17 protein-coding genes are annotated in these 24,814 nt (G+C 61.9%); 14 read left to right on the forward strand and 3 right to left on the reverse strand.

The features are described 5' to 3' along the window. Positions 1 to 148: 148 nt before the first annotated feature. Positions 149 to 2,494, forward strand: a complete 2,346-nt coding sequence (locus tag ACFFSY_RS12780) for a helicase C-terminal domain-containing protein (RefSeq protein WP_377494415.1) — start codon at positions 149 to 151, stop codon at positions 2,492 to 2,494. 340 nt (positions 2,495 to 2,834) lie between these two features. Here ACFFSY_RS12780 and ACFFSY_RS12785 read toward each other — a convergent pair whose 3' ends face one another. Further along, on the reverse strand, positions 2,835 to 3,557 hold the full coding sequence (locus tag ACFFSY_RS12785; RefSeq protein WP_377494417.1) for an amino acid ABC transporter ATP-binding protein: 723 nt from the start codon (positions 3,555 to 3,557) through the stop codon (positions 2,835 to 2,837). After that, positions 3,550 to 5,055: an ABC transporter substrate-binding protein/permease gene (locus ACFFSY_RS12790; protein WP_377494419.1), complete on the reverse strand. Its 1,506-nt coding sequence runs from the start codon at positions 5,053 to 5,055 to the stop codon at positions 3,550 to 3,552. Before ACFFSY_RS12790 ends, ACFFSY_RS12785 begins: the two co-directional genes overlap by 8 nt. Positions 5,056 to 5,484: 429 nt before the next feature. On the opposite strand from ACFFSY_RS12790, the gene ACFFSY_RS12795 reads away from it, so the two are divergent. From ACFFSY_RS12795 to ACFFSY_RS12840, 10 genes are all read left to right on the forward strand, one after another. Further along, the gene (locus tag ACFFSY_RS12795) at positions 5,485 to 6,372 is read left to right on the forward strand and encodes a carbohydrate ABC transporter permease (protein ID WP_377494421.1); all 888 of its coding nucleotides are present in this window, start codon (positions 5,485 to 5,487) and stop codon (positions 6,370 to 6,372) included. Between the two features lie 4 nt (positions 6,373 to 6,376). Then, positions 6,377 to 7,261 carry a carbohydrate ABC transporter permease gene (locus ACFFSY_RS12800; protein WP_377494423.1) on the forward strand — a complete coding sequence of 295 codons (885 nt, stop codon included), beginning with the start codon at positions 6,377 to 6,379 and terminating at the stop codon, positions 7,259 to 7,261. A gap of 66 nt (positions 7,262 to 7,327) precedes the next feature. After that, positions 7,328 to 8,674 (forward strand): ABC transporter substrate-binding protein, encoded by a 1,347-nt coding sequence (locus ACFFSY_RS12805; RefSeq protein ID WP_377494425.1) that lies wholly within the window; start codon positions 7,328 to 7,330, stop codon positions 8,672 to 8,674. A 66-nt stretch (positions 8,675 to 8,740) separates the two neighbouring features. Then, entirely contained in the window at positions 8,741 to 9,727 is a 987-nt protein-coding gene (locus ACFFSY_RS12810) for a LacI family DNA-binding transcriptional regulator (RefSeq protein WP_377494427.1), read from the forward strand. 543 nt (positions 9,728 to 10,270) lie between these two features. Continuing rightward, the gene (locus ACFFSY_RS12815; RefSeq protein ID WP_377494429.1) at positions 10,271 to 11,485 is read left to right on the forward strand and encodes a family 8 glycosyl hydrolase; all 1,215 of its coding nucleotides are present in this window, start codon (positions 10,271 to 10,273) and stop codon (positions 11,483 to 11,485) included. A 238-nt stretch (positions 11,486 to 11,723) separates the two neighbouring features. Further along, a complete protein-coding gene (locus ACFFSY_RS12820; RefSeq protein WP_377494431.1) occupies positions 11,724 to 12,491 on the forward strand; it encodes a hypothetical protein in 768 nt (255 codons plus the stop codon). A gap of 945 nt (positions 12,492 to 13,436) precedes the next feature. Beyond that, complete coding sequence (locus tag ACFFSY_RS12825) at positions 13,437 to 15,422, forward strand: GTP-binding protein (RefSeq protein ID WP_377494433.1); 1,986 nt, start codon at positions 13,437 to 13,439, stop codon at positions 15,420 to 15,422. Positions 15,423 to 15,513: 91 nt separating this feature from the next. After that, complete coding sequence (locus tag ACFFSY_RS12830) at positions 15,514 to 16,509, forward strand: EAL domain-containing protein (protein WP_377494435.1); 996 nt, start codon at positions 15,514 to 15,516, stop codon at positions 16,507 to 16,509. A 26-nt stretch (positions 16,510 to 16,535) separates the two neighbouring features. Next, a complete protein-coding gene (locus tag ACFFSY_RS12835) occupies positions 16,536 to 17,009 on the forward strand; it encodes a PAS domain-containing protein (RefSeq protein ID WP_377494437.1) in 474 nt (157 codons plus the stop codon). 106 nt (positions 17,010 to 17,115) lie between these two features. Beyond that, positions 17,116 to 18,258, forward strand: a complete 1,143-nt coding sequence (locus tag ACFFSY_RS12840) for a nitric oxide synthase oxygenase (protein WP_377494439.1) — start codon at positions 17,116 to 17,118, stop codon at positions 18,256 to 18,258. Positions 18,259 to 18,798: 540 nt separating this feature from the next. Here ACFFSY_RS12840 and ACFFSY_RS12845 read toward each other — a convergent pair. Beyond that, entirely contained in the window at positions 18,799 to 19,941 is a 1,143-nt protein-coding gene (locus tag ACFFSY_RS12845; RefSeq protein ID WP_377494441.1) for a tyrosine-protein phosphatase, read from the reverse strand. Positions 19,942 to 20,133: 192 nt separating this feature from the next. On the opposite strand from ACFFSY_RS12845, the gene ACFFSY_RS12850 reads away from it, so the two are divergent. From ACFFSY_RS12850 to ACFFSY_RS12860, 3 genes are all read left to right on the forward strand, one after another. Further along, positions 20,134 to 20,778 (forward strand): GntR family transcriptional regulator, encoded by a 645-nt coding sequence (locus ACFFSY_RS12850; RefSeq protein ID WP_377494443.1) that lies wholly within the window; start codon positions 20,134 to 20,136, stop codon positions 20,776 to 20,778. Positions 20,779 to 20,799: 21 nt separating this feature from the next. Further along, entirely contained in the window at positions 20,800 to 21,885 is a 1,086-nt protein-coding gene (locus tag ACFFSY_RS12855; RefSeq protein ID WP_377494445.1) for a Gfo/Idh/MocA family protein, read from the forward strand. 93 nt (positions 21,886 to 21,978) lie between these two features. Then, on the forward strand, positions 21,979 to 23,853 hold the full coding sequence (locus tag ACFFSY_RS12860; RefSeq protein WP_377494447.1) for a DEAD/DEAH box helicase: 1,875 nt from the start codon (positions 21,979 to 21,981) through the stop codon (positions 23,851 to 23,853). The last annotated feature ends 961 nt before the right edge of the window (positions 23,854 to 24,814 follow it).

Genomic DNA, 24,814 nt, shown 5'->3' on the forward strand with positions numbered 1-24,814 from the left:
CGGCATTCGGCGCCCGAACGAAGAGATCTTTCTCGCACTAAAATGTACCGCTTCGGCAAACGGGCTGAAAATGCGCCCCAAACGTGCTAGTATGGAGGGAACAAACGTTCCTTTTGGCGGGCGGGCCAGGGGAAGTAAGGGAGGCGCCATGACGACAACGGTAGCGATTGCGGTACGGCCTTTGGTGGAGTATGCCTACTTAAGCGGAGACATCGAGTCGGGATTCCGGACGGCGACGGCGTTGACCGAAGGGACGAAGGCGCACCAACGGGTGCAAAGCCGGTACGGCGAGCGGGACCAGAAGGAAGTATACGTGAAGGGCGAGGTCGCGTGCGAGGAATTGCTCTTCGTGATCGACGGCCGCTGCGACGGCGTGCTGGAGGCAGAGGACGGGGCGATCACGATCGACGAGATCAAATCGACCTCCGGCGATCTGGCGCACATCGACGAGGACCGCTATCCGGTGCACTGGGCGCAGGCGTACTGCTACGCCTTCATCGTAGCGCGCGAACGGGGACTTGCGGCCATCTGCGTGCAGTTGACCTATGTGCAGGTGGACAGCGAAGCCGAGAAGCGGTTCAAGCGGGAGCTTACGGCGGCGGAGCTTGAGGCGTTCGTGCACGAGACCGTGAACAAGTACGCTCCATACGCCCGCATGCGCGCGGCGCACGAGACGGCGAGGGATGCGAGCATCCGCGAGCTGCCGTTCCCGTTCCCGGCTTACCGGAGCGGCCAGCGCAAATTCGCCGGAGCCGTCTACAAGTCGATCGAGGCGGGGACGAAGCTGTTCGCCAAGGCCCCGACGGGTACGGGCAAGACGATCTCGACGCTCTTCCCTGCGATCAAGGCGTTCGGCGCGGGCTTGCTCCAGCGGCTGTTCTACCTGACGGCGCGCACGATCACCCGCACGGCGGCGGAGGAAGCGTTGGCGCTCATGGAGACCAGGGGGCTGCGGATGCATGCGGTCACGATCACGGCGAAGGAGAAGGTCTGCTTCCAGGAGGAGGTCCGTTGCTCGCCGGAGCACTGCCCGTATGCGGATGGCTATTACGACCGGGTGAACGGAGCCGTGCTGGACATGCTGGAGCACGAGACGATCATGACGCGGACGGTCATCGAAGGCTATGCGCGCAAGCATCGGGTATGCCCGTTCGAATTCTCGCTGGACGCGGCTTACGCGGCGGATGCGGTCATCTGCGACTACAATTACGTTTTCGATCCGCGCGTCAGTCTGAAGCGGCAGTTCGAGGAGCAGAAGCGCAGGACGGCGCTGCTCGTCGACGAGGCGCACAACCTGGTCGACCGCGCGCGGGAGATGTATTCCGCGGAGCTGGCGAAGGGGATGTTCCTTGAGCTTAGCCGAGCGTTCAAGACGACGGAGCGCGAGGTCGCCGCCGCGGCGAAGGCGGTGAACGACCACTTGCTCGCGCGGCGCAAGGCGATCGGGGAGCGGCTTACGGAGGTGGAGACCGCCAAGCCGGAGCCGCTGCTGGCGCTCGTCGAATCGTTCTCGGCGGCGGCGGAGCGATACTTGGCCCGGGGCGGGGGAGAGGATGGATCGGAAGCGGGCGCGCAGCTGCTCGATGCCTTCTTCGCGGCGCAGGCTTTCCTGCGTACGGCCAAGCTGTACGACGAGGAGCACCATGTCACGTATACGGAGTGCTTCAAGAGCGAGGTGCGGGTCCGGATGTTCTGTCTGGACCCGTCGCAGCAGCTGCGACAGATGACGAAGGGATACCGCTCGCAAATTATGTTCTCCGCGACGCTCTCGCCGCTCACGTACTACATGGACATGCTGGGCGGCGGCGAGGAAGACTACTCGGTCGCGATTCCGTCGCCGTTCTCAGCCGAGCAGCTGGATGCGCGGCTTGTGCCGCTCTCGACCCGCTATCAAGATCGGGAGCGGACGCGCGAGCCGCTGGCGGAGCTGTTGGCTGAGAAGGCGCGGGGCCACGACGGGAACGGACTCTTCTTCTTCCCCTCGTATGCGTACATGGAGGACATCTATGAGCGGTTCGCCGCCCTGCTCGGCCCGCAGATCGAAGGCGGGAAGATGGACGTGATCGTGCAGCGCACGGCCATGACGGAGGAGGAGCGGGAGCGATTCCTGGCCAGCTTCGAGGCGGAGCGCGGCGTGCCGCTGTTCGGCTTCGCCGTCATGGGCGGCATTTTCTCCGAAGGGGTCGATCTCGTCGGCGACCGGTTGACGCTCGTCGGCATCGTCGGCGTCGGCCTGCCGCAGATCGGATTCGAGCGGGACTTGCTCAAAGCGCACTTCGACCGCACGCGCGGCAGCGGCTTCGAGTATGCCTACGTCATCCCCGGCATGAACAAAGTGCTGCAGGCGGGCGGCCGGCTCATCCGATCGGAGGACGACCGCGGCACGCTGCTGCTCATCGACGACCGGTACCGCCAGCCGCAATACCGCCGGCTGCTGCCGGAGGAGTGGCGGCTGGGGGGCGAGGATGCGGGGGAATGGGCGTATTACAGGTAGCCAATGCCGGTCTGGCCTCGCTTGCAGGCGAGCGAATCGAACCCTGCCGGGGAATTACTTCGGCGGCGAATAGAAGGCGAGATTCAGGCGGGATCAGGGCAACAGGGAGCACGTGCAATCCTGCAAGCCGATAAGGAGGGCACGTAAGTCCGGGGAAGGTCGCATCGGCTGAGCTGAATTGCGGGTATTGGTCCGGGCAGACTGCTTGAGCCGAGCCGGTCTCGCATTCCCCGGCTTGTTCGGCCGTCGGCACGCTGCCGGGGCGCGGCGCACCCATCTGAATACGCGACAAAGCCGCCGGCAGCAGCCGGCGGCTTTGTGCAATATCCATATGAATGCCTTACAGCACCTGCTCCAGGAACCGCGCTGCGCGCTCGCTCTGCGGACTAGCGAAGAACGTCTCCGGATCGGCGCGCTCGATGAGACGGCCGCCGTCGAGGAAGTAGATCGTGTCCGACGCTTCGCGGGCGAATTTCATCTCATGCGTGACGATCAGCATCGTCATGCCGGAGGAAGCGAGGTCGCGAATAACCGCGAGCACTTCCTTGACCATCTCGGGGTCCAGCGCAGAGGTCGGCTCGTCGAACAGCATAATGTCCGGATCCATCGCCAGCGACCGGGCGATCGCCACGCGCTGCTTCTGTCCGCCGGATAGCTTGGACGGATAGACGTCCGCTTTGTCCGCGAGACCGACGCGCTCCAGCAGCTTCAGCCCTTTGGCGCGCGCTTCTTCCTTGCTAAGCCCCTTCACGCGCGTCGGCGCGAAGGTAATATTGTCGATGACCGTCATGTGCGGGAACAGGTGGAAATGCTGGAACACCATGCCGATCCGCTGCCGAACCTGGCCCATGTCGGTATTCGGATCGGTCAGCACCGTTCCGTCGATCGCGATGGAGCCGCTCGTCGGCGTCTCCAGCAGGTTGAGGCAGCGCAGGAAGGTCGATTTGCCCGAGCCGGAAGGCCCGATGATGGCGACGACCTCGCCGCGCTTGACCGTGGTCGAAATATCGTGAAGGACGGCAGCTTTGCCGTACGATTTGTTCAGATGCTCGACTTTAATCACTGCGGCGCATCCTCCTTTCAAGCAGCCCGGCGAGCGACGTTAGCGTCAGCACGAGCACGTAGTAGATGGCGCCGACGAGCAGCAATGCTTCGAACGCCTTGAACGTATTGGCCTGCACGACGTTCGCGCGGCGCATCAGATCGGCGACGCCGATGATCGAGACGAGCGACGATTCCTTCACGAGCGCCACGCATTCGTTGACGAGCGCCGGAAGAATGTTCTTCACCGCCTGCGGGAAAATAATGCTGATCATCATCGTCTTGTACGGAATGCCGAGGGCGATCGCGGCTTCGCGCTGCCCTTTGTCCACGGCCATGATGCCGCCGCGGATCGTTTCGGACAAGTAGGCCGCCGAGTTGAGGCCGAACGCGAGACCGGCCGCCAAGAGCGCCGGAATATCGTAGTTGAACAGCTGCGGCGTCGCGTAGTAGATCAGGAGCAGCTGCAGCAGCAGCGGCGTGCCGCGGAAGATCGACGTGTACACCGTCGCGAACCAGCGCAGCGGCGCGATCGACGAGATTTTGAACAGCGATAGAATGCCGCCCCAGATGAAGCCGAACAAGGCGGAGACGAGCGTGAACAGCAAGGTAACGAAGATGCCTTTGAAAATATACCCGACGTAGCCGTTCAGGACGCTGAAATCGATGCCCTTCTTCGTGCTCTTCACGCCGGACTTCGTATTGAACCACTTATCGACGAGCGTCTGCAGCTCGCCGCTTTCTTTCATCTTCTGCAGCTCGGCGTTGAACGCCGGCGTCAGCTCCGAGCCTTTCGGGAAGGCGATCGCGTACCCGAGGTCGTCCGGATTCGGCTCGAGCATCGTGAAGATCAGGTCGGGATTGGCGTCCGTGTAACCGGCCGCGACGGCGTCCTCGACGATAACGGCGTCCAGACGGCCGGATTTGATCTCTTGGATCAGGTTCGGCAGCTTGTCCAGCTTCTTGATCTCGCCGAGCCCTTGCATCTTCATGACCGCTTCTTCCTGCGTGGAGCCGAGCTGAACGCCGACGCGCTTGCCCGCAAGCGACGCTTCGGTCGTCAGGCCGCTGTCCTTCAGGGCGACGATCGTGTTGCGCGCGGCATAGTACGAATCGGAGAAGTCGATGCTCTGCTTCCGCTCCTCCGTGACGGACATCGCCGACATGACGAAGTCGACGCGCTGCGTCTGGAGCGCGGCGATCAGACCGCTAAAATCCATGCCGGAGATTTCGAGCTTATAGCCTAGACGTTCTGTGATCACCTTGGCGATTTCGACATCGAGGCCGATAATGTCGCCGCCGTTCTTGGCGTCGACGCTTTCGTAGGGCGGATAGTCGGGCGAGGTGCCCATGATGATCGTTTTACCGTTACCGGAAGTCGACTCTCCCGCGGCCAAGGCCAGCCCGGCATCGCCGGTCAAGCTCGCAAAAAAGCCGCCAAAGCCCGTGCCGCCCGCGATTCCCGTGACGAGAAGGAGCGCGGCGAGAGGCGTGACGACCCATTTTAACCATTTGTTCATCGTATTGTCCTCTTCTGTATAAAGTCTGTATAAATATGCGCACTTGAATACTATACCCAAATCGCACGCAACTCTCAACACCGGATAATGTTACCAATGTGTGTCGCCTTTGATGGGCAAAAGGAGCTTTAGCAAGACGTCCCGACTCACCGGAAGTCGAACATTGGTGAAGCAGCTCTGCCGCCATCCGACATGCACGGGCGCCGAGAACTAGAGGCGAAATAGGCCAAAAGGGATATATTGACAATTTGAAAAGGCGTCGCCTATACTGGCATCAAGTCTCCAAAAAATTAAACCGGTTTAATTTACGGTCATCACCATTCTCCGCTTTCACGCAATCCATGCCTGGTTTTCAACTTGCAGCCCGCACTTGTTCGGCCCGAAAGTTAAACCGATTTAACTTTTGTTCGAAAGAGAGGGACCGTATCGATGAGAAGCAAGCTTGGAACCGCGCAAACCCGAGCCTTCTATGCCTTTATCTCCCCATGGCTGATCGGCTTTGCCGTGCTCACCCTGTTTCCCGTGCTGTCATCCCTGTACTACAGCTTCACGGATTACGACGTCATTCACGCCCCCGTCTGGATCGGGCTGGCGAACTTCCGGGAGCTGTTCCAAGACGAGCTGTTCTGGACGTCCATCCGAGCCACGCTCAAGTATACGCTCGTCAGCGTGCCGCTCACGCTCATCCTCTCGCTGCTGCTTGCCCTGCTGCTCAACCGTCGCATGCCCCTCCAAGGCTTCTTCCGCACCGCGATCTACTTCCCGAGCATGATCTCCGGCGTCGCCATGTCGCTGCTCTTCACCTGGGTATTCAACCCGCAGGCCGGGCCGTTCAACTACATCCTGTCTCTCTTCGGCGTGGAGCCGATCCCGTGGCTGCTTGACGAACGGTACGCGATTTGGGCGCTCATCGTCATGTCGTTCTGGGGGCTTGGCGCGGGGATGCTCATTTTCTTGGCGGGGCTGCAAGGGGTGCCGCAGTCGCTGCTGGAAGCGGCCCGGCTGGACGGCGCCACGAAGCTGCGGTCGTTCTGGCATGTTACGCTGCCGATGATCTCGCCGGTCTTCCTATTCCAGCTCATCGTCGGCATGATCGACTCCTTCCAAGTCTTCACGCAAGCCTACACCATTACCCAAGGCGGCCCTAACTACAGCACCTGGTTCTACGTCTACAACATCTACATCAGCGCGTTCAAAAACTTCCGGTACGGCTATGCCTCCGCCATGGCGTGGCTGCTGCTCGCGGCCGTCCTGCTCGTGACCTACTTCATCATGAAAGCTTCGAACCGGTTCGTGTATTACGAAGGGAGCCGCTAGAAAGATGAACGATACCACGCCTACCGCGCATCGGACAGATGTGCCGCACCGCCGCGCCGCCTGGCCATGGGGCCGAATCGCGATCTTCATCGTGCTCATCGTCATCACGCTTGCCATGCTCGCGCCGCTTGCGTTCATGCTCTCCACCTCGCTCAAGTCGAGCAAGGAGCTGCTCGTCTACCCGCCGGCTTGGATTCCGGAGTCGCTGCAGTGGAACAACTTCGGCGCGCTGTTCCGAAGCAGCGAGATCAAATTCGGGCGGCAGTATGCCAACAGCCTGATCGTCGCGGTCTTCGCGGTTGCCGGCACGGTCCTTAGCTCCTCGCTGGTGGCGTTCGGCTTCGCGCGTTACCGGACGAGAGGAAGCAGCGCGCTGTTCCTGCTCGTGCTTAGCACCATGATGCTGCCGTATCCCGCCATCATGATTCCCCAATTCCTGCTGTTCACCAAGCTGGGGCTGCACGACTCGCTGCTGCCGCTCATCCTGCCGAATTTCTTCGGATCGGCGTACATGATCTTCCTGCTCAAGCAGTTCTTCGCGAATATGCCCTCGGAGCTGTACGAGGCGGGCCGGATCGACGGGAGCGGCGAATTCCGGCTGTTCTGGAACCTGACGCTGCCGCTTGCGGGTCCGGCGCTGGCGACGGTCGCGGTCTTCACCTTCATCTGGAGCTGGAACGATCTGCTGGCCCCGGTGCTCTACTTGGACTCTCAGGAGAACTTCACCCTGCCGATCGGCATGGCGTCGATGCTGTCTTCCAAATTCCGGCTCGCCCCGTGGAACTTGCTGATGGCTGCGTCCATCCTCTCCACGCTGCCGATTATCGCCCTGTTCGCGGTCGCTCAGCGGCGGTTCGTCGAGGGAATCGTCTTAACCGGCATCAAGTGACAGTCACAAATATCCGCGCGCTTGGGCAAAAGCAAGTCCACTTTACGAACGGGAGGCTTGGTTGAGATGCAGAGCAAGGTCATGCGCAAGGGGATGTGGAAAGGGGTGGCGGCGGGGGTGATCGCGGCCGGCGCGCTGGCGGGCTGCTCCGGGAATGGCGACAGCGGCGGAGATGCGGTGACGATCACGCACTACACGATCGATTCGCCGGACCGCACGTTCGTCGAGCAGCTCATTCCGGATTTCGAGGCGAAGCACCCGGGCATCAAAATCAAGGTGACCAAGGCGCCCTACGAGCAGTTCGACTCGAAGCTGCAGTCGGCCATCGCCGCGAAGAATGCGCCGGACGTGACGAGCCAGTGGGGCTATGGCGGCTTCATGGAGTATTACAACAAGGGGATGCTGGCCGATCTGACGCCGTACCTCGGCGATTTCAAGGCGGAGGCTGCCCACATTCCGAAGAGCGTCATGGACATCTACAAGGTGGACGGCAAAACATACGGCATTCCGCTCAACAGCTACGTGTCCGTGCTCCTGTACAATAAGGACTTGTTCGACAAGGCGGGGGTCCCCTATCCGCCGTCGGATTATGAAGACAAGAGCTGGACGTTTGATGAAATGGTGCAAGCTGCCAGGAAGCTGACGATCGATTCGAAGAACTTGGCGGAAGCGCAGTACGGACTGGATTTCGGGCTTGGCGAGCGGGACCAGCGGCCGCTGTATTTCGGGGCGAAGGTGTATGCGGAGGATACGTGGGCGAACGGCGGCAAGCCATCGAAGGTGAACTTCGACCAGCCGGACGTTATCGCGGCGTACAAGAAGATTTACGGCCTCATCTGGGATGAGAAAGTATCGCCGCCCCCGGCGTTCAGCAAGTCCGTCGCGGGCCAGTTCGGCGATCCGTTCCTGTCGGGCAAAATCGCGATGTCGGTCGTCGGCTCCTGGAGCCTCGCGGCTTCGAGCGATTTCAACTTCAAGGTCGGCGTGGCCGCGGTGCCGCAGGGACCGAACCCGGATTTTCGCAGCGTGCTCTACATCGACCCGCTGTTCGTGTTGAAAGACTCCAAGCATCCGAAGGAAGCGCTCGAGTGGATTCAGTATCTCGTCTCTACCGACGTGCAGAAGAAGTCGATCGAACTATCGGGCGGCAATCCGCCCGTGAACCAAGAAGCGGCCGAGACCTACTATTCCCACTTCGAGGGGATCGATCCGGCCGTGATCAAGCAGGTGTATGAGGGGGCCTACCGCTACGGCTTCGAGTCCTATAACCATCTCATCGACAACTACTCGCAGATGAACGAGCTGTACATCAACGAGCTGGCGAACATCGAGAACGGGGACAAGAGCGCCGAGGAGGTATTGCCGGTGCTGCAGGAGAAGCTGACCAAGCTGCTCGGACGGGTTAATCCGTAGCACGTCTCCCCGCAGGCGGCATCCCTCGTGATCCGTTCATTCTAACCGCAAGGAGCCAACGCGCTTATGAAAGCTAGCATCTACGATGTCGCCAAACGGGCGGGACTGTCGGTCGTCACCGTCTCCCGCGTCCTTAATAACGATTCGACCGTCCGGGAGAAGAACCGGCTGAAAGTATTGGAAGTGATGAAGGAGCTCGATTACCATCCGAAGGCGGCGGCGCGCAGCTTGGCGAAGGGGAAGACGAATCTGATCGGGATGATGCTCTCGACGTTGGACGATTCCTTCTTCGACGCGGTAATCAAGGACATCAGCGATCGACTCGCGGCCAAAGGGTATTATTTGACGCTGTCGGTCGACACCGATATGTCGCCCATGCTGTTCCGGGAGGATCACGTCGATGGCGTCATTCTGCTCTCGCCGGTCAACGAGATCGCCTATATGCGGGAGCTCGACAAGCGCAGAATCCCGTACGTCATGATCGACCATCAGCATCCCGCGCCGTCGGTCTCCAGCATCGTCGTCGATAACTACGCCGGCGGCGTCATGGCCGCCCGGCATCTGATCGAGCTTGGGCATAAGGAGATCGCGCATGTCGCAGGATCGGCGCTCTTCCTCAGCAGCCGGGAGCGGGAGCGGGGCTTCCGGCACGCGATGCAGGAGGCGGGGCTTGCGCCCTTCGCCGTCGAGCCGGGCGATTTCCAGATCGCCTCCGGCCTGGAGGCGGCCGATCGCTGGCTCGCTGCGGGCCGTCTGCCGACGGCGGTGTTCGCCGCCGACGATTACACGGCGATCGGCGTCGTCACCGCGTTCCAGGGGGCAGGCGTCCGCGTCCCGCAGGACGTGTCGGTCATCGGCTTCGACGACCAGGTCATCGCCTCCCAGTTCCGCCCGGCGCTCACCACGATCAAGCAGCCGGCCGAGCAGATCGGCCAGCAGGCGGTGGACATCATGCTCGCCACGCTTCAGGGCGAGCGCAAGACGCCGGCCAAGATCGAGCTCAAGCCGGAGCTCGTCGTCCGCGCGTCGACAAGCGAGCCGAGGGTGGAGTAGGGGGCAATGCTGTCAGGTTAAGGGGAGACGTTCGGGTGAAGAATCGTGCGCTCCTTGATAACGACGTAGGTGTCACTATCGCGGGCTTGGCCGGCCTGCGGATGAACAATAACGACGTAGGCGTCACTATTGCAGGCACGGACACCTGCGCGGACACCCTCGGACGGGCAATCCCCACCACCGTTCCGCCGCGCTTGCATTGGAGGAGGGGAGTGGCAACGACGTTAGCTTTGTCCGTAAGGACAAAAGCGTGCCGAGCTCGAACCACCCGCCCATCGCGAACACACGTGCCAGCACGAAAAAGGGTGTCCAGAGGGCGAAGCCCTTTGGTTCCTCTCCGATGGAGGGGGAAGGGGGAGGCGATAACCGGGGTTCAGAAGGGCGAAGTCCTTTGGTTCCTCTCCGATGGAGGGGGTCGGCGGAGGCACTTGGGGGAGCGACTTTTTAAGGAGGTGATGCTCACCAAAAAAAGGTCGGATAAAGATAGCGAAGAACAGCTAAACGCCAGGCTAGCGATTCATTCGAAAACAAGGAGGCAAGTTAATGAAAATGAAACTGAAGGTACTCCTGTTAAGCGGACTCTGTATGTCGCTCCTGCCGGTCGGCGCGGCGCTGGCGGCTGGTGAAGCCAAGCCGTTCCCGCAGCACACCATGTACACGGCGGGTACGATCAAGCCCAACAACGTGACGCAGACGGCGATGGATAACGCGGTGAAGAGCAAGTGGACCACGTGGAAGACCAACTACCTCAAGCCGGCGGGCACCGGCAAATATTACGTCAAGTACAACAGCGCGGGCGAGACGGTCTCCGAAGCGCATGGTTACGGCATGCTGCTAGCGGTCATGATGGCCGGGGCGGACACGAACGCCCAGACGTATTTCGATGGCTTATACCGGTACTTCCGCGAACACCCGAGCGCGATCAACGCGAATTTGATGGCGTGGAAGCAGAACAGCAGCTTCCAGAACATCGAAGGCGAGGACTCGGCCACCGACGGCGACATGGACATCGCCTACTCGCTGCTGCTGGCGCACCGCCAATGGGGGAGCGCGGGGACGATCAATTATTTGGCCGAGGCGAAGAAGGTCATTAACGCGATTATGCAAAGCGAAGTCAACCAGACGCGCTGGACGCTAAGGCTCGGCGATTGGGCGACGAGCGGCAATTGGGGCAGCGCAACCCGGCCGTCGGATTTTATGCTGAACCATATGAAGGCGTTCAAAGCTGCGACCGGCGATACCAAATGGGACAACGTGACGAACCAGACGTATTCGATCATCAACACGATTTTCGCGAACAACAGCTCCGCAACCGGACTCATGCCGGACTTCGTCATCTATCAGAACAATGCGTACGTGCCGGCGCCGGCCAACTTCCTGGAGAGCGGCAACGACGGCAGTTACTACTATAATTCGTGCCGCACGCCATGGCGGATCACGACCGATTACCTCATCAGCGGCGACACCCGGGCGCTGAACCAGATCAACAAGCTGAACAGCTGGATCAAGACGAAGACGTCGAACAATCCTAGCAGCATCATGGATGGCTACACGTTAAGCGGCAGCGCGGTAGGCGATTATAATAGCGGCGCCTTCTATGCGCCGTTCGGCGTCAGCGCGATGACGAGTTCGGCGAACCAAAGCTGGCTGAACGCGATCTGGACGAAAACGGCGGGCAGCGCGTCGGAGGGCTACTATGAGGACAGCATCAAACTGTTCTCCTTGCTGGTGATGTCGTCGAACTGGTGGACGTACTAAGGCAACACGAACCGGCCCTGCGCCTCTTGGCAGAACCGCGCCCCCTTCGGGGCGGCCGCGGTCGCTAAGAGGCTTGTTTACGCTGAGGTGTGACATGGACGAAATTTTGCACCCTCATTCCAAAACATGGTTCCCAATCGTCCGGGATTCCCTTATGATGAGGGGAGCAGGTAAGAGCATTGTAAGATTTCGGCTCGCTTCGACATATAGGCATATTTCTAGGAAGGGGCGGATGGTAATGGAACGATGGGAGACGGCGGCGGCGGATTTTTTGCTGGCGTGGACAAGCCGCAACGATGTCATCGGCGCGATGCTGTGCGGCAGTTATATTACGGGGAATCCTTCCCACCGCTCGGACTTGGACATTCATCTGATTTTGTCGGAGGACGCCGAGGGCCGAGAACGCGGCAATCTTGTGAGGGGCGGCCTCATGATCGAATATTTCCTGAACCCGCCGAAGCAAATTCGCGCCTATTTCCGGCAGGATTTCGAGGCGGAGAGCACGATGTCGATGGTGCAGTTCGCCACGGGCCGCATCGTCTACGATCCGACCGGCGTCACGCAGGCGCTCAAGGCGGAAGCGAAGCAGTGGCTCTCGAAGGAACGGGACGAACTGTCCGGCGCGGAGCTCGAGCTGGCCAAGTACGCGGTATGGGACGACATGGACAATGTGCTGGACAGCTTCGAGCAGCGCAGACCGGACTATCCGTTCGTCTGCCAGCAGGCGCTCATGCGGTTGTTCCAGACGTACAGCCGTTACCTCAAGCTCGGGAAGACGCCGCATCATCACGTGCTGGCTTATTTGAAGGATCCCCGGTACTTGGCCAAATACTTGGCCCCCGCCTTCCCGGACGAGGAGTTCGCCCGGAAGATGGTCAAGCTGATTCAAGATCACGATACATACCGGCAAGTGCAGGAGTACGAGCAGCTGGCACGGTACGTGCTGGACCAAATGGGCGGGTTCGAGCCGAACGGCTGGCATCTGCGGACGCCGCTCGATCTGTAGCAGACGTTGCGGAGCGTGCCCGAGTGGGCGGAACGAGCCGCGATAGCGAGCTGGAACTCACTATTGCGCTTCGAACGGACGGAATGTGCACCAATAGTGAGCTGGAAGTCACTATTGCGCTTCGAACGGACGGGATATGCACCAATAGCGAGCTGGAACTCACTATTGCGCATCGAACGGACGGAGTATGTATCAATAGTGTGCGGTAGCACACTATTGCACCTCGAGCGGACGGAATGTGCACCAATAGTGAGCTGGAACTCACTATCGCGCTTCGAACGGACGGAATGTGCACCAATAGTGAGCTGGAACTCACTATCGCGCATCGAACGGACGGAATGTGCACCAATAGTGCGCGGTAGCTCACTAGTGCGCCTCGAACGGGCGGAATATGCACCAATAGTGAGCTGGAACTCACTATTACGCTTCGAGCGGACGGAATGTGCATCAATAGTGAGCTGGAAGTCACTATCGCGCATCGAACGGACGGAATGTGCACTAATAGTGAGCTGTAACTCTTTATTGTGCCTCAAGCGGACGGGATATGCACCAATAGCGAGCTGGAACTCACTATTGCGCCTCGAGCGTACGGAATGTGCACCAATAGTGAGCTGGAACTCACTATTACGCTTCGAACGGACGGAATGTGTACCAATAGTGAGCTGGAACTCACTATTACGCATCGAACGGACGGAGTATGTATCAATAGTGGTGAGCTGGAGCGGCGGGAGCACACTATCGAGATATGCGTATACGACATCACGCAAGGCGTCCGAGGATTATTCCTTGGGCGCCTCCGTTTTGTCAGGGCGGCAGCTTGGTCATGGCCAGGGTCGAGGGCACGCGCTTGCGGCGAATCGGCCAGTCCTGCCCCGCTTGCGCACCACTCCATTATTTCGCATGATAGAGGAAGCGAACACAGCGTTCATACAAGGAGGACTCACCATGACCATCCCATTGCGCAATGTCGGCTTGTTCGCCCATGTCGACGCCGGCAAGACGACGACGACGGAGCACATGCTCTACTTGAGCGGCCAACTGCGCGCCCCGGGCAGCGTAGATAGCGGAACGGCGCAGACCGACTGGCTGGATGTGGAGCGGGAGCGCGGCATCTCCGTCAGAGCGGCTGTCACGCGTCTAGAGTGGGCCGGGGTGCCGATCAACCTGGTGGATACGCCGGGGCACGTCGATTTCCTGTCGGAGGTCGAGCGGACGCTGCGCGTCATGGACGGCGCGGTGCTGATCGTCTCGGCGGTCGAAGGCGTGCAGGCGCAGACCGAGGTGATCTGGGATGCGCTGCGCCAGCTCGGCATTCCGACGTTGATTTATATGAATAAAATGGACCGGGTCGGCGCAGATCCGGACGAAGTGCTCGCGCAAATCCGGCGGCTCCTGTCGCCGCAGGCGGCGCCGCTCTTCGCGCCGGACGGGACGGAGGGCGGATTCGCCTGCACGGTGCCTCTGCTTGGCGAGGGGAAGGACGCTTCGCCACGGGGTGCAGGCTACCGGATGCTGCTGGAAGAAGCGGTCGCCGAGGGCGACGAAGCGGCGATGGAGATCTACTTGGAGCAAGGCGGCTTGACGGATGGTCAGCTGGAGGCGGCGCTGCCGCAGCTCGTCAGCCGGCGCGCGCTGTTCCCGGTTCTCTTCGGCGCTTCGAGCCGGGGCATCGGGGTGACGGAGCTGCTGGAGACGGTCGTGGCGCTGCTGCCGCCGCCGCAAGGCTCGGCAGAACGCCCCGTCTCCGGCGTGGTGTTCAAAATCGAACGCGATCCCGTTATGGGCCGCATCGCGTACGTACGGTTGTACGACGGCGCGATTCGCAACCGGGATATCGTTGCGAATCATTCGCGGGAGCTGGAAGAGAAGGTAACGCAGATTCGCCGGCTGAACGGCCGGAAGACGGAGGATACGGGGCTGCTGGAGGCGGGCGACATCGCCGCCGTGTACGGCTGGAGCCGGGCGCGCATCGGCGATATTCTCGGGACGGATGCCGCTGTTCCGGGCGAGCGCCGGCTTGCCGTACCGCTGCTGACCGTGCAGGCACGGTGGAAGAACGAAGCGGAGTACCCGGCCGTCATCGCGGCGTTCCAGGAGCTGGCCGACGAGGACCCGCAGCTGGACCTGCAGTGGCTGCAGGAGGAGCGGGAGCTGCACGTGAAGGTCATGGGGACCATTCAGATGGAGGTGCTGGCGCACGTCATGCGCAGCCGCTTCAAGCTGGACGTATCCTTCGGCGAGCCGACCGTCATCTATAAGGAGACGCCGGCCGTGCCGGGCGAAGGCTTCGTGGCGTATTTGGCGCCGAAACCGTGCTGGGCGATCCTGCGCTTCCGCATCGAGCCGGGGCCGCGCGGCAGCGGCATCCGCTATCGTTCGCTCGTGCGGGGAGAACGGCTCCTCGAGAGCTACCAGAACGAGGTGGAGCGCCGTATTCCCGAAGCGCTCCAACAAGGACTGCTCGGCTGGGAGGTCACCGACGCCGAGATTACGCTGGTCGAGGGCGAACATCATGTGTGGCATACCCATCCGCTTGATTTCGTCATCGCGACGCCGATGGGGATCATGGACGGACTGGCGAATACAGGCACGAAGCTCCTGGAGCCGCTGCTTCGCTTCCGGCTGTCCGTGCCGGAGGAGCACGGCGGGAAACTGATGAACGAGTTGATGCTGATGCGCGCGGTATTCGAGCCGACCGCGGTGCAAGGGGAGCGGATGGAGTTCGAAGGCGTGCTGCCGGTGGCGACTTCGCTCGATTTTCCGGCAAGGCTCGGTTCGTTGACGAAAGGCAGAGGGACGCTGGCCGCCTCGTTCGCCGGCTATCAGGAGAGCCCGCCGGACGTGCGGGCCGAGCGGCGCAGAAGAGGCGTCGACCCGCGCGACCAGGCGAAGTATATCCTTGCGGCCCGCAGTGCCCTTGCTAGCCAATAGCCATCCTTCGATTATGGGAAAAAATTAACGATGGTCTCCCTAGTTTGCTATGATACACTGGCACTAGACTAACTAGAGGCGGTGTACATCCATGTCGGAATGTCGGAGCTGCCTGCCCGGAGAACTGCATTACAGGGTGACGGCTGGCACGGACGCGAATGAAAAGGTGATGCAAGGGATCTTGCCGTTTATGCGGAACGCGGGCGTCCTTGCAAAGGAAGAGGATGGCGCGGTCACGGTCCGCGAATCGGGCATGGCGGATTTTATGGACTTTTGCCGGGATCATATGGATGCGTCGCGGATGACGTTCCAGCTGGACGGAGCGGGCGAGCAACGGCCGTTCGAGGCGGTGGCGCCGCTGCTGGGTGCGCAGTGGATCGATTCGATCGTCTACCAAGGGAGAGTTGTGCCTTACTGTCAGCCGATCGTGGATCGGGACGGCAAGCTGTTCGCGCACGAGATATTGTCCCGATTCGCGCGAGAGGACGGGACGCTGGCGCCGCCGGGCGAAGTGTTCCGGGCCGCCAAGGCGCGGGGACGGCTGTACGCGCTCGATCGGGTGTGCCGCATGTCGGCCGTGAAGTGCGCCGCCGAGCTGCCGGGCAAAGTATTCATTAACTTCATCCCCACGTCGATCTACGCGCCGGAGCATTGCTTGCGGTCCACGGTCGCGCTGGCCGGGGAGCTTGGCATCGATCCGTCTCGTTTCGTCTTCGAAGTGGTGGAGACCGAATACGTGGAGGACCTGGACCATCTGAAGCGCATTTTGGATTATTATCGTCAGCGGGGCTTCCAGTATGCGCTGGACGACGTGGGCGAAGGTTTTAGCACGGTTGAAATGCTGCGCGAGCTTCAGCCGCATTACATGAAGCTCGACATGGGCTACGTGCGCGGCGTGGCGGACGATCCGCAGAAGCAGGAAGTCGCGCTCAAGCTGCTCGCCGCCGCGCGCGAGGTTGGATCCGTGCCGCTGGCGGAAGGCGTAGAAGCGCCGGAGGATTACGACTGGCTGCGCCAATCGGGATTCGAGCTGTTCCAAGGTTATCTGTTCGGCAAGCCTGCGCCTGTTACGAAGGAGCAAGGTTAGCGTCGTTCAAGACGGGAGTTGAAGGAATGGCCGTAGGCCGCGAAAATATCGGGCAAGTCGGAATGACACTCGTGTGGAAGCGGGAATGGCACCCGCAAGGAAATAGAGTCCGGGCATCGCGGACGAACGGTCTGCCGGACAGCAGGCTGGCCGCCTACATGGACTACCATCCGGATGCCATCGTCCTGTTGGACCGCGAAGGCGTCGTGCTGCGCGTCAATCGTACCTTCGAAACGATGTTCGGCTATACTCGGTCAGAGGTCGAGAACAAGCTCGCCTACGAATGCCCGGTCGTTCCGGCGTCCGAGCTGCCCGGCATCGCCGATCGGCACGCCCGGGCGCTGAACGGCGAGATGGTTGGCGGCGTCGAGACCATGCGCATCGCCAAGGATGGCCGAAGGATCGACGTCGTCGTGACCGTAAGGCCGCTTGTACGCGGCGATGACGGCGTCGACATCTGGATCACCGAGTTCCGCGACGTCACGTGGCAGCGCGATTGAACTGTCACCGAATATGAACATTTTCGCCACCAAGTCGCCACCTGCAGGCCCCGAAGGAAGGGGCCTGTTTGTTGTATAATGGAGAATAATTCCGGAGGGACGACAGATGCCCTTCGACAACCAACAAGAGAAGGTGACCGTAGTGGAGCAGTGCGAGACGGCCGGGCATGAAGCGCTGGCCGAGGAAGCGGTACGATTCATCGAGAACTGTTACCGGGAGCTGGGCCGCGCGGAGCGGGAGACGGCGGCACGGGTGGCCGACGTGCGGGCTACCATCGCGAGGACCGGCACCTATACGCATACCTGCGAAGAACTGGCGCATGGGGCCAAAATGGCGTGGCGCAACAGCAACCGCTGCATCGGCCGGCTGTTCTGGGAGACGCTGCATGTCTTCGACGCGCGCGACGTTCAGGATGCGGACGGTATGGCCGAGGCGATATTCCGCCATATGGCGTATGCGACCAACGAAGGCCGTGTCCGCCCGGCAATCACGATCTTCGCCCCGACGGACGCGGACGGCGCAGGGCCGCGGATATGGAATTCGCAGCTCGTCCGCTACGCGGGCTACGAACGAGAGGACGGAGCGGTGCTCGGCGATCCGATATCGGCGGCGCTGACGAAGCGATGCGAGGCGATGGGCTGGCGCGGCGCGGGCACCGCGTTCGACGTGCTGCCGCTTATCCTGCAGGCGAAGGGTGGCGCGCCCAAGCTGCAGGAAATTCCGGACGAGCTCGTGCTGGAGGTGCCGCTGCGCCATCCGGACTTCCCTGCGTTCGGGGAGCTGGGGCTGAAGTGGTATGCCGTCCCGTTCGTCTCGAATATGCGTCTTGAGATCGGGGGCCTGTCGTATACGGCGGCGCCGTTCAACGGCTGGTACATGGGAACCGAGATTGGGGCGCGCAACCTGGCCGACGGCTTCCGGTACAATCTGCTGCCGCAAATGGCTGAATTGATGGGGCTCGATACGCGGAGCGAGGCGACGTTATGGCGAGATAAGGCGCTCGTGGAGCTGAACGCGGCCGTGCTGCATTCGTACAAGGAGCAGGGCGTCTCGATCGTCGATCACCATACGGCGGCCAAGCAGTTCGCGCGCTTCGAGGAGCAGGAGGCGCAGAAGGGCCGAGACGTCACCGGACGCTGGTCATGGCTCATCCCGCCGCTATCTCCGGCGACGACGCACGTGTTCCACAGCCGGTATGATGCAACCGAGCGGACGCCGAATTATTTCGCGCAGGAGGACTTGCTATAGCAGGGGGAAACGAATAAGGCAGTGCCGGCTGAGAGCAGGCACTGCCTTTTGTATTCTGTCATAAATGGTTTACGTTCTGCACGTAAACGTTAGCTTTGTCCGCAAGGACAAAAGCGAGCCACGCACAATAGCTCCCGCCAACCACCCCAATTACGTGCTTGTACGAACCAGGCGAGAGTAAGCTTTGTCCCCAAGGACAAAAGCGTGCCCCGCTCGAATGCTCCCGCCAACCACTGCCCCAACGTGCCAGCACGAAAACGGGTGTCCAGAGGGCAGCGCCTTCGGAGCCCCCTCGGCGGAGGGGGGCAATGCTGTCAGGTTAAGGGAAAACGTCCGGTGAAGCGACCCGTGGCCTATAGTTGACAGGCTTATGACTTCGGACTGACTTCAAAACCGACTGAAGCTTTGTCCGCGAGGACAAAAGCGTGCCAGCTCGAAGCAACCCGCCGACCGCGAACAAACGAGCCAGCACGAAATGGGAGTCCAGAGGGCGAAGTCCTATGGTTCCCCTCGGCGGAGGGGGAAGGGGGAGGGACCTTTCTACTCCAGATACATCTTCTTCAACTGCGCACGGTTCTCCGCTGTCAGGCCTATGCCCTTCTCCAGGAAGCCGTCCACGGAGCCGTACGTTTTCTCCATCTCGTCGAACGCCGCCTCGATATATTCCGGACGCACGTCCATCAGCGCCTTGAACACCTCGATCGTCTTCTCGTCCGTCAACTTCAGCTGCTTCACGATGCCATCGACCGCGGCTTTGTTATACGCTTCGCGGTAGGTGTTGCTGAGCAGGAAATCCTCCACGACCGTCTCCTTCGGTACGCCGAGCGCGAGCAGGATGAGCGCCGAGCCGAAGCCGGTGCGGTCTTTACCCGCCGTGCAGTGCTGTACGAGCGCTTGGTTCGCCGGATCGAGGAGAAGCTCGAACAGCGCCTTGTACGCTTCGGGACTTTGCACCATTTGACGATTCGCCTGGATCAGTATGTCGCCCGGCTCGCCCAGCTGGTCGAGATGGCCTGAGCTGATCAGGGAGAAGATGTCCGTGCCGCTGCTGCCCGTGGTTTCTTTGAAAGCGGGGTTACTCACGTACGTCACGCCGGCAATGACCGGATCCGGCTTCGCTTTCACTTCGCTGCTCGTCCGGTAGTCAACGTTGGTCTTCAGACCAAGCTTCTGCAAATAGGCGATGTCCGCTACCGTCAGGCCGGCCATCTCGTCTGCCCGGAACAGCTTGCCCCACTTGACCGTGTGCCCGTCCGTCGTCCGGTAGCCGCCGAGGTCGCGGAAGTTCGTGACGCCTTTGAGCGGCAGCTTGCGTTCCGCGGTGACGATGGACGTGCCGTTAGCCCCTTTTATCTTAAAATAAACCGGGCTGCCCGGGCTCGGATCCGCCGCCACGAAGCCGTTGAAGCGGACGTACGTCTTGGCGAGCTCTTTCCATCCGCCTTCCGGAATCGTGCTCCAGTATACCTTTGCGGCGCCCAAGTCGGCATCTGCGCTCCAGCGGATCAAGAGCGAGCCGTCGGTCTTGCGGACGACACTGGCATCGGTGAAGGCGCCTTGCTTGGCTGCTGCCTGGACGGACTGCGTCCCCGGCGCGGCGGCGGTTTTCCCGGCCGCGAACGCTGCCGCGGGGGTAACGGAGATGGCGATCGCTGCGCTGAGCAGCACGGCTTTTCTCATCATGGTGAACAATTCCTCCATTAATATAGGTGTGTAGGTATGTAACCGGTATACAAGTTGCATTATGAGGACGGAGTGTTCGGGGATCGTCATGGGCATGTGGAGGTTTCGTTAAAATCGGGCCTAACTTGCAAGCAGGCTGGACAGAACGTACAATTTTGTTAACAGTTGATGGTGGAAAAGAGGATGCGGAGAATGACGATTTCATTGGCGGATCACATCTATGCGGGACTTCGCGCCAAATTGGTGCGGGCGGAACTGATGCCGGGGATGCTGTTGTCCGAGAACGAACTTGCCGCCGAATTCGGCATGAGCCGGACGCCGGTGCGCACGGCGCTGTCGCGGCTGGAGACGGAAGGGTTCGTCGTGTCGCTGAAGAACCGGGGCATTCTGGTCAAGGAGCTCTCCGGCAAGGAAGTGCTCGATATGTTCGAAGCGATCGCCGGCATGCAGGCGTACACGGCCGAGGCGGTGGCGCAGCGCGGCGGGGGCTTCAATATCCCGGCGCTGGAGCAGGTGCTGGGAGAGCAGCGAGCGGCAACGGCACGAGGCGATTATGCGGCGCATATGGAGCATTCGCTCGCATTCACGGCCGTTTTCCTCGCGGCGGCGAACAACACGTTCATGCTGCGCATGGTGGAGGAATGCCGGGACAAGCTGATGATGGCCGCGATCGTGAACTACAAGCGCACGCCGCATCAGGAGCATTATTCGTCGGACGCGGTGAACGAGCGGTTGCTGGAGCTGGTCAAGGCCGGCGATTATGCGGGTCTTCGCCAAGCGGCATTAGATAGTTACACAGCCGTCCGGGAGCGGGCTTTCCGGTCAGGCCAGTTCTAGCGGGAACAGGGGATGAGGAACATGGCGGAGAAAATCAGATTCGGCATCGTGGGCGGCGGCTGGCGCGCCGAGTTCTATCTGCGCATCGCGGCTGCGCTGCCAGAGCGGTTCGAAGTCGCGCGCATGCTGGTCCGCAGCGAGGAGAAGGGCGCGGCGCTGACGGCGCGGTGGGGCGTGCCTACGGTACGGGATGTGGACGCTTTCGTGAGAGACCGCGATTATGCGTTCGCCGTAGTGTCGGTATCGCGGAGCGTCTGTCCGGATTATATCGCGGCGCTGACGGAGGTCGGCGTTCCGGTGCTGTCGGAGACGCCGCCGGCCGAAGGGTTGGACGAGCTGCTCGCGCTGCATGCGCGAATTGGGCAGGACGCGCGGATTCAGGTGGCGGAGCAATATGTGTTCCAGCCGATGCATGCGGCGCGGCTCGCCGTTGTCCGCTCGGGCAAGCTCGGCGAGGTCTCGCACGTGCAGGTGTCGGCGGCGCATGCGTATCACGGTGTAAGCTTGATCCGCCAGCTGCTCGGAATCGGCTTCGAAGACGCAGTCATCCGGGGCGAGCGGTTCAGCGCTCCGCTGGTGGGCGGCCCGGGACGCGGGGGGCCGCCGGAGTCGGAGACGGTGGCTGAGTCGGTGCAGGATTTGGCGATTTTCCGGTTCGACGGCGGACGCTCGGCGGTATTCGATTTTGCCAAAGAGCAGTATTTCTCCTGGATTCGGAGCAGCCGGTTGCTCGCACGCGGGGAGCGAGGCGAGATCAAGGACGACGAGGTCCGGTATTTGGCGGATTTCCTCACGCCGCTTCGAATGGCGCTGACGCGGGTAGATACAGGGCACGGCGGTAATTTGGAGGGCTATTACCATGCGGGCGTTACGCTCGGAGCGGATTGGGTATACCGCAATCCGTTCGCACCCGGGCGGTTGTCGGACGACGAGATCGCGATCGCGACGGTGCTGGCGTGCATGGGCGAGTACGCGGGAGGTGGCCCTTCCTTCTATAGTTTCGCGGATGCCGCGCAGGATCATTATTTGTCGCTGATGATGCACCGGGCGCTCGAGACGGGCGAAACGGTGCGCACGAAGGCTATGCCGTGGGCAATTCGGGAATAAAGGGTCTTATGGATGCTTTTGTGGTACGATAAAGGGAGCTGTGGGCTTGTTATCGGAGCGTATGAGCAAGAATAGATAAATGAGGTGGCCATTTTGGCGGATTTTGTACAACTAGGGGTATCACAGGAGCAGGCAGCGGCGCTGCGCAGCGGAGGCATCGTGGAGCCGACGCCGATTCAGGAGGGCGCGATTCCGGTCATTCTGCGCGGGGAGGACGTCGTCTGCCAAGCGCAGACCGGGACGGGCAAGACGCTCGCGTTCCTGCTGCCGATGCTGGCGAAGCTCGATCCGAAGAAGCCGAAGCTGCAGGGGCTCATCCTGACGCCGACGCGGGAGCTTGCGCTGCAGATTACGACGGAGCTTAAGCGCTGGCTGGATAAGGATGCGGGCTTCCGCGTGCTCGCCGTCTACGGCGGCCAAGACGTCGAAGCTCAGATGCGCAAGCTCGAGAACGGCGTGCACATTGCAGTGGCGACGCCAGGACGGCTGCTTGACCATCTGCGCCGAGAGACGATCACGCTCGGCGGCGTGTCGATGCTCGTGCTCGACGAAGCGGACCAAATGCTGCACATGGGCTTCTTGAACGAAGTGGAGCAGATCCTCTCGGGCATTCCGACGCGCCGGCAGACGATGCTGTTCTCGGCTACGATGCCGCAGGGCGTCCGCTCGCTCGCGGCGCGCTTCATGCGCGATCCGAAAGACATCACGGTCAAGGCGCCGAAGGTGACGGTCAAAGGCATCCGCCAGCTTGTCGTCGAGACGACCGACCGCGGCAAGCAGGACGCGCTCATCCGGATGATGCACGAGAACACGCCGTACTTGGCCATGATCTTCTGTCGGACCAAGCGCCGCGCGGTCGCGCTGAACGAGGCGCTGCAGGAAGCGGGCTATATGTCGGACGAGCTGCATGGCGACTTGTCGCAGGCGAAACGCGAGCAGGTCATGAAGCGGTTCCGCGAAGCGAAGCTGCAGTTCCTGGTCGCAACCGACATCGCGGCGCGCGGCCTGGATGTGGAAGGCGTCACGCACGTCTACAATTACGACGTGCCGCATGACGTCGAGAGCTATATTCACCGGATCGGCCGGACGGGCCGCGCCGGCGCGGAAGGGCTGGCGGTGACGTTCGCCACGCCTCGCGACGGGCACGCGATCGAAGCGATCGAACGCGGCATCGGACAGACGCTGGAGCATCGCCGCACCGACGGCACGAAGGTCGCGGTTGCGGCCCGGACCGAGAGCAACTCGGCGAAGGCGGGCGGCAAGCGCCGCAGCGACGACGGCAAGGGCGACCGCAAACCTCGCCGCGGCGCGGATGCGCCGGGCCGCTCGGGAAGACGCGGCGATCGCGATCGTTCGGCCAGCGGGCGCGCAGGCGTCAAGAGCGGACGCGGTTCGGCAGGTGCCGGCCGCAGCGCCGCGCAGCTTGAGGAGACGATCAGCGGCTGGGCAGGCCGCCAAGACGCGGCGGCGCGCGCCGAGCGCGGCGAGGCGCCAGTGCGCGGACGCGCAGGCGGTGGCCGTGGCGAGCGTGAAGGCGCGGCCGTCCGCGGAGGCGGTCGGGCAGGGCGTCCGGAGGCGGCATCGACGCGAGGACGCGGCGGCAGCGGCCGCGGCGAACGCGAAGAATCGGCAGGCCGCACGGGCGGCTGGGCGTTCCGCCAAGAGGCGGGCGCCGCTCGCGGACGCGCGGCGGGGAGCCGCGGCGAACGCGAGGAGCAAGCAGGCCGCGCAGGCGGCTGGGCGCGCCAGGATGCAGGCGTTGTGCGCGGCGGCGAGATCGGCGCGACAGGCAAGGCGCGCACTGGCATTTGGGGCGGCGGGCGTGATGGCGGCGCTCGCGGCGGTTCTTCCCGCCAAGGCGGGGGCTCCGCAGGCGGCCAGAAGAGCGGCCGCGGCTCGGCTCCGGCCGGCGGCAGACGCGGCGGCGCGGCCGGCAAGAGCGGTCGCCCGCAGCGCCGCGGGCGATAGGCTGGCAAGACGAACGAATTGAAAAAACGCGTGGAGCGTCACTTTGACGCTCCACGCGTTTTTTTGTTCGAGCTGTATGCGGGCGGCGGCATGGCTCGAGTGAGCAATAGTAGGGCCCAGCGTACTATTGGCCCAAGAACCAGCCGAGGTCGAACAATAGCGCCGCTCAGCTCACTATTGGCCGAGGAACCGGCCGCGCGGCGAGCAATAGCGCCGCTCAGCTCACTATTGGCAGAGAAAACGGCCGCGCGGCGAGCAAAAGTGACACTGAGCTCACTATTGGCCGAGGAACCGGCCGCGCGGCGAGCAAAAGTGACACTGAGCTCACTATTGGCCGAGGAACCGGCCGCGCGGCGAGCAATAGCGACGCTGAGCTCACTATTGGCCGAGGAACCGGCCGCGCGGCGAGCAATAGCGGCGCTCAGCGCACTATTGGCCGAGGAACCGGCCGCGCGGCGAGCAATAGCGGCGCTCAGCGCACTATTGGCCGAGAAAACGGCCACCCGGAGAGCAATAGCGACGCTCAGCTCGGCTATTGGCCGAGGAACCGGCCGCGCGGCGAGCAATAGCGCCGCTCAGCTCGGCTATTGGCCGAGGAACCGGCCGCGCGGTGAGCAATAGCGACGCTCAGCTCGGCTATTGGCCGAGAAAACGTCCACCCGGCGAGCAATAGCGCCGCTCAGCTCACTATTGGCCGAGGAACCGGCCACCCGGCGAGCAATAGTGACACTGAGCTCACTATTGGCTGAGAAAACGGCCACCCGGCGAGCAATAGCGACGCTCAGCTCACTATTGGCCGAGAAAACGGCCACCCGGCGAGCAATAGTGACACTGAGCTCACTATTGGCCGAGAAAACGGCCACCCGGAGAGCAATAGTGACGCTGAGCTCATTATTGGCCGAGGAACCGGCCACACGACGAGGAATAGCGCCGCTCAGCTCGGCTATTGGCCGAGAAACCG

This window comes from Paenibacillus aurantiacus, assembly GCF_042431225.1.
GTDB classification, from domain to species: domain Bacteria; phylum Bacillota; class Bacilli; order Paenibacillales; family Paenibacillaceae; genus Paenibacillus_Z; species Paenibacillus_Z aurantiacus.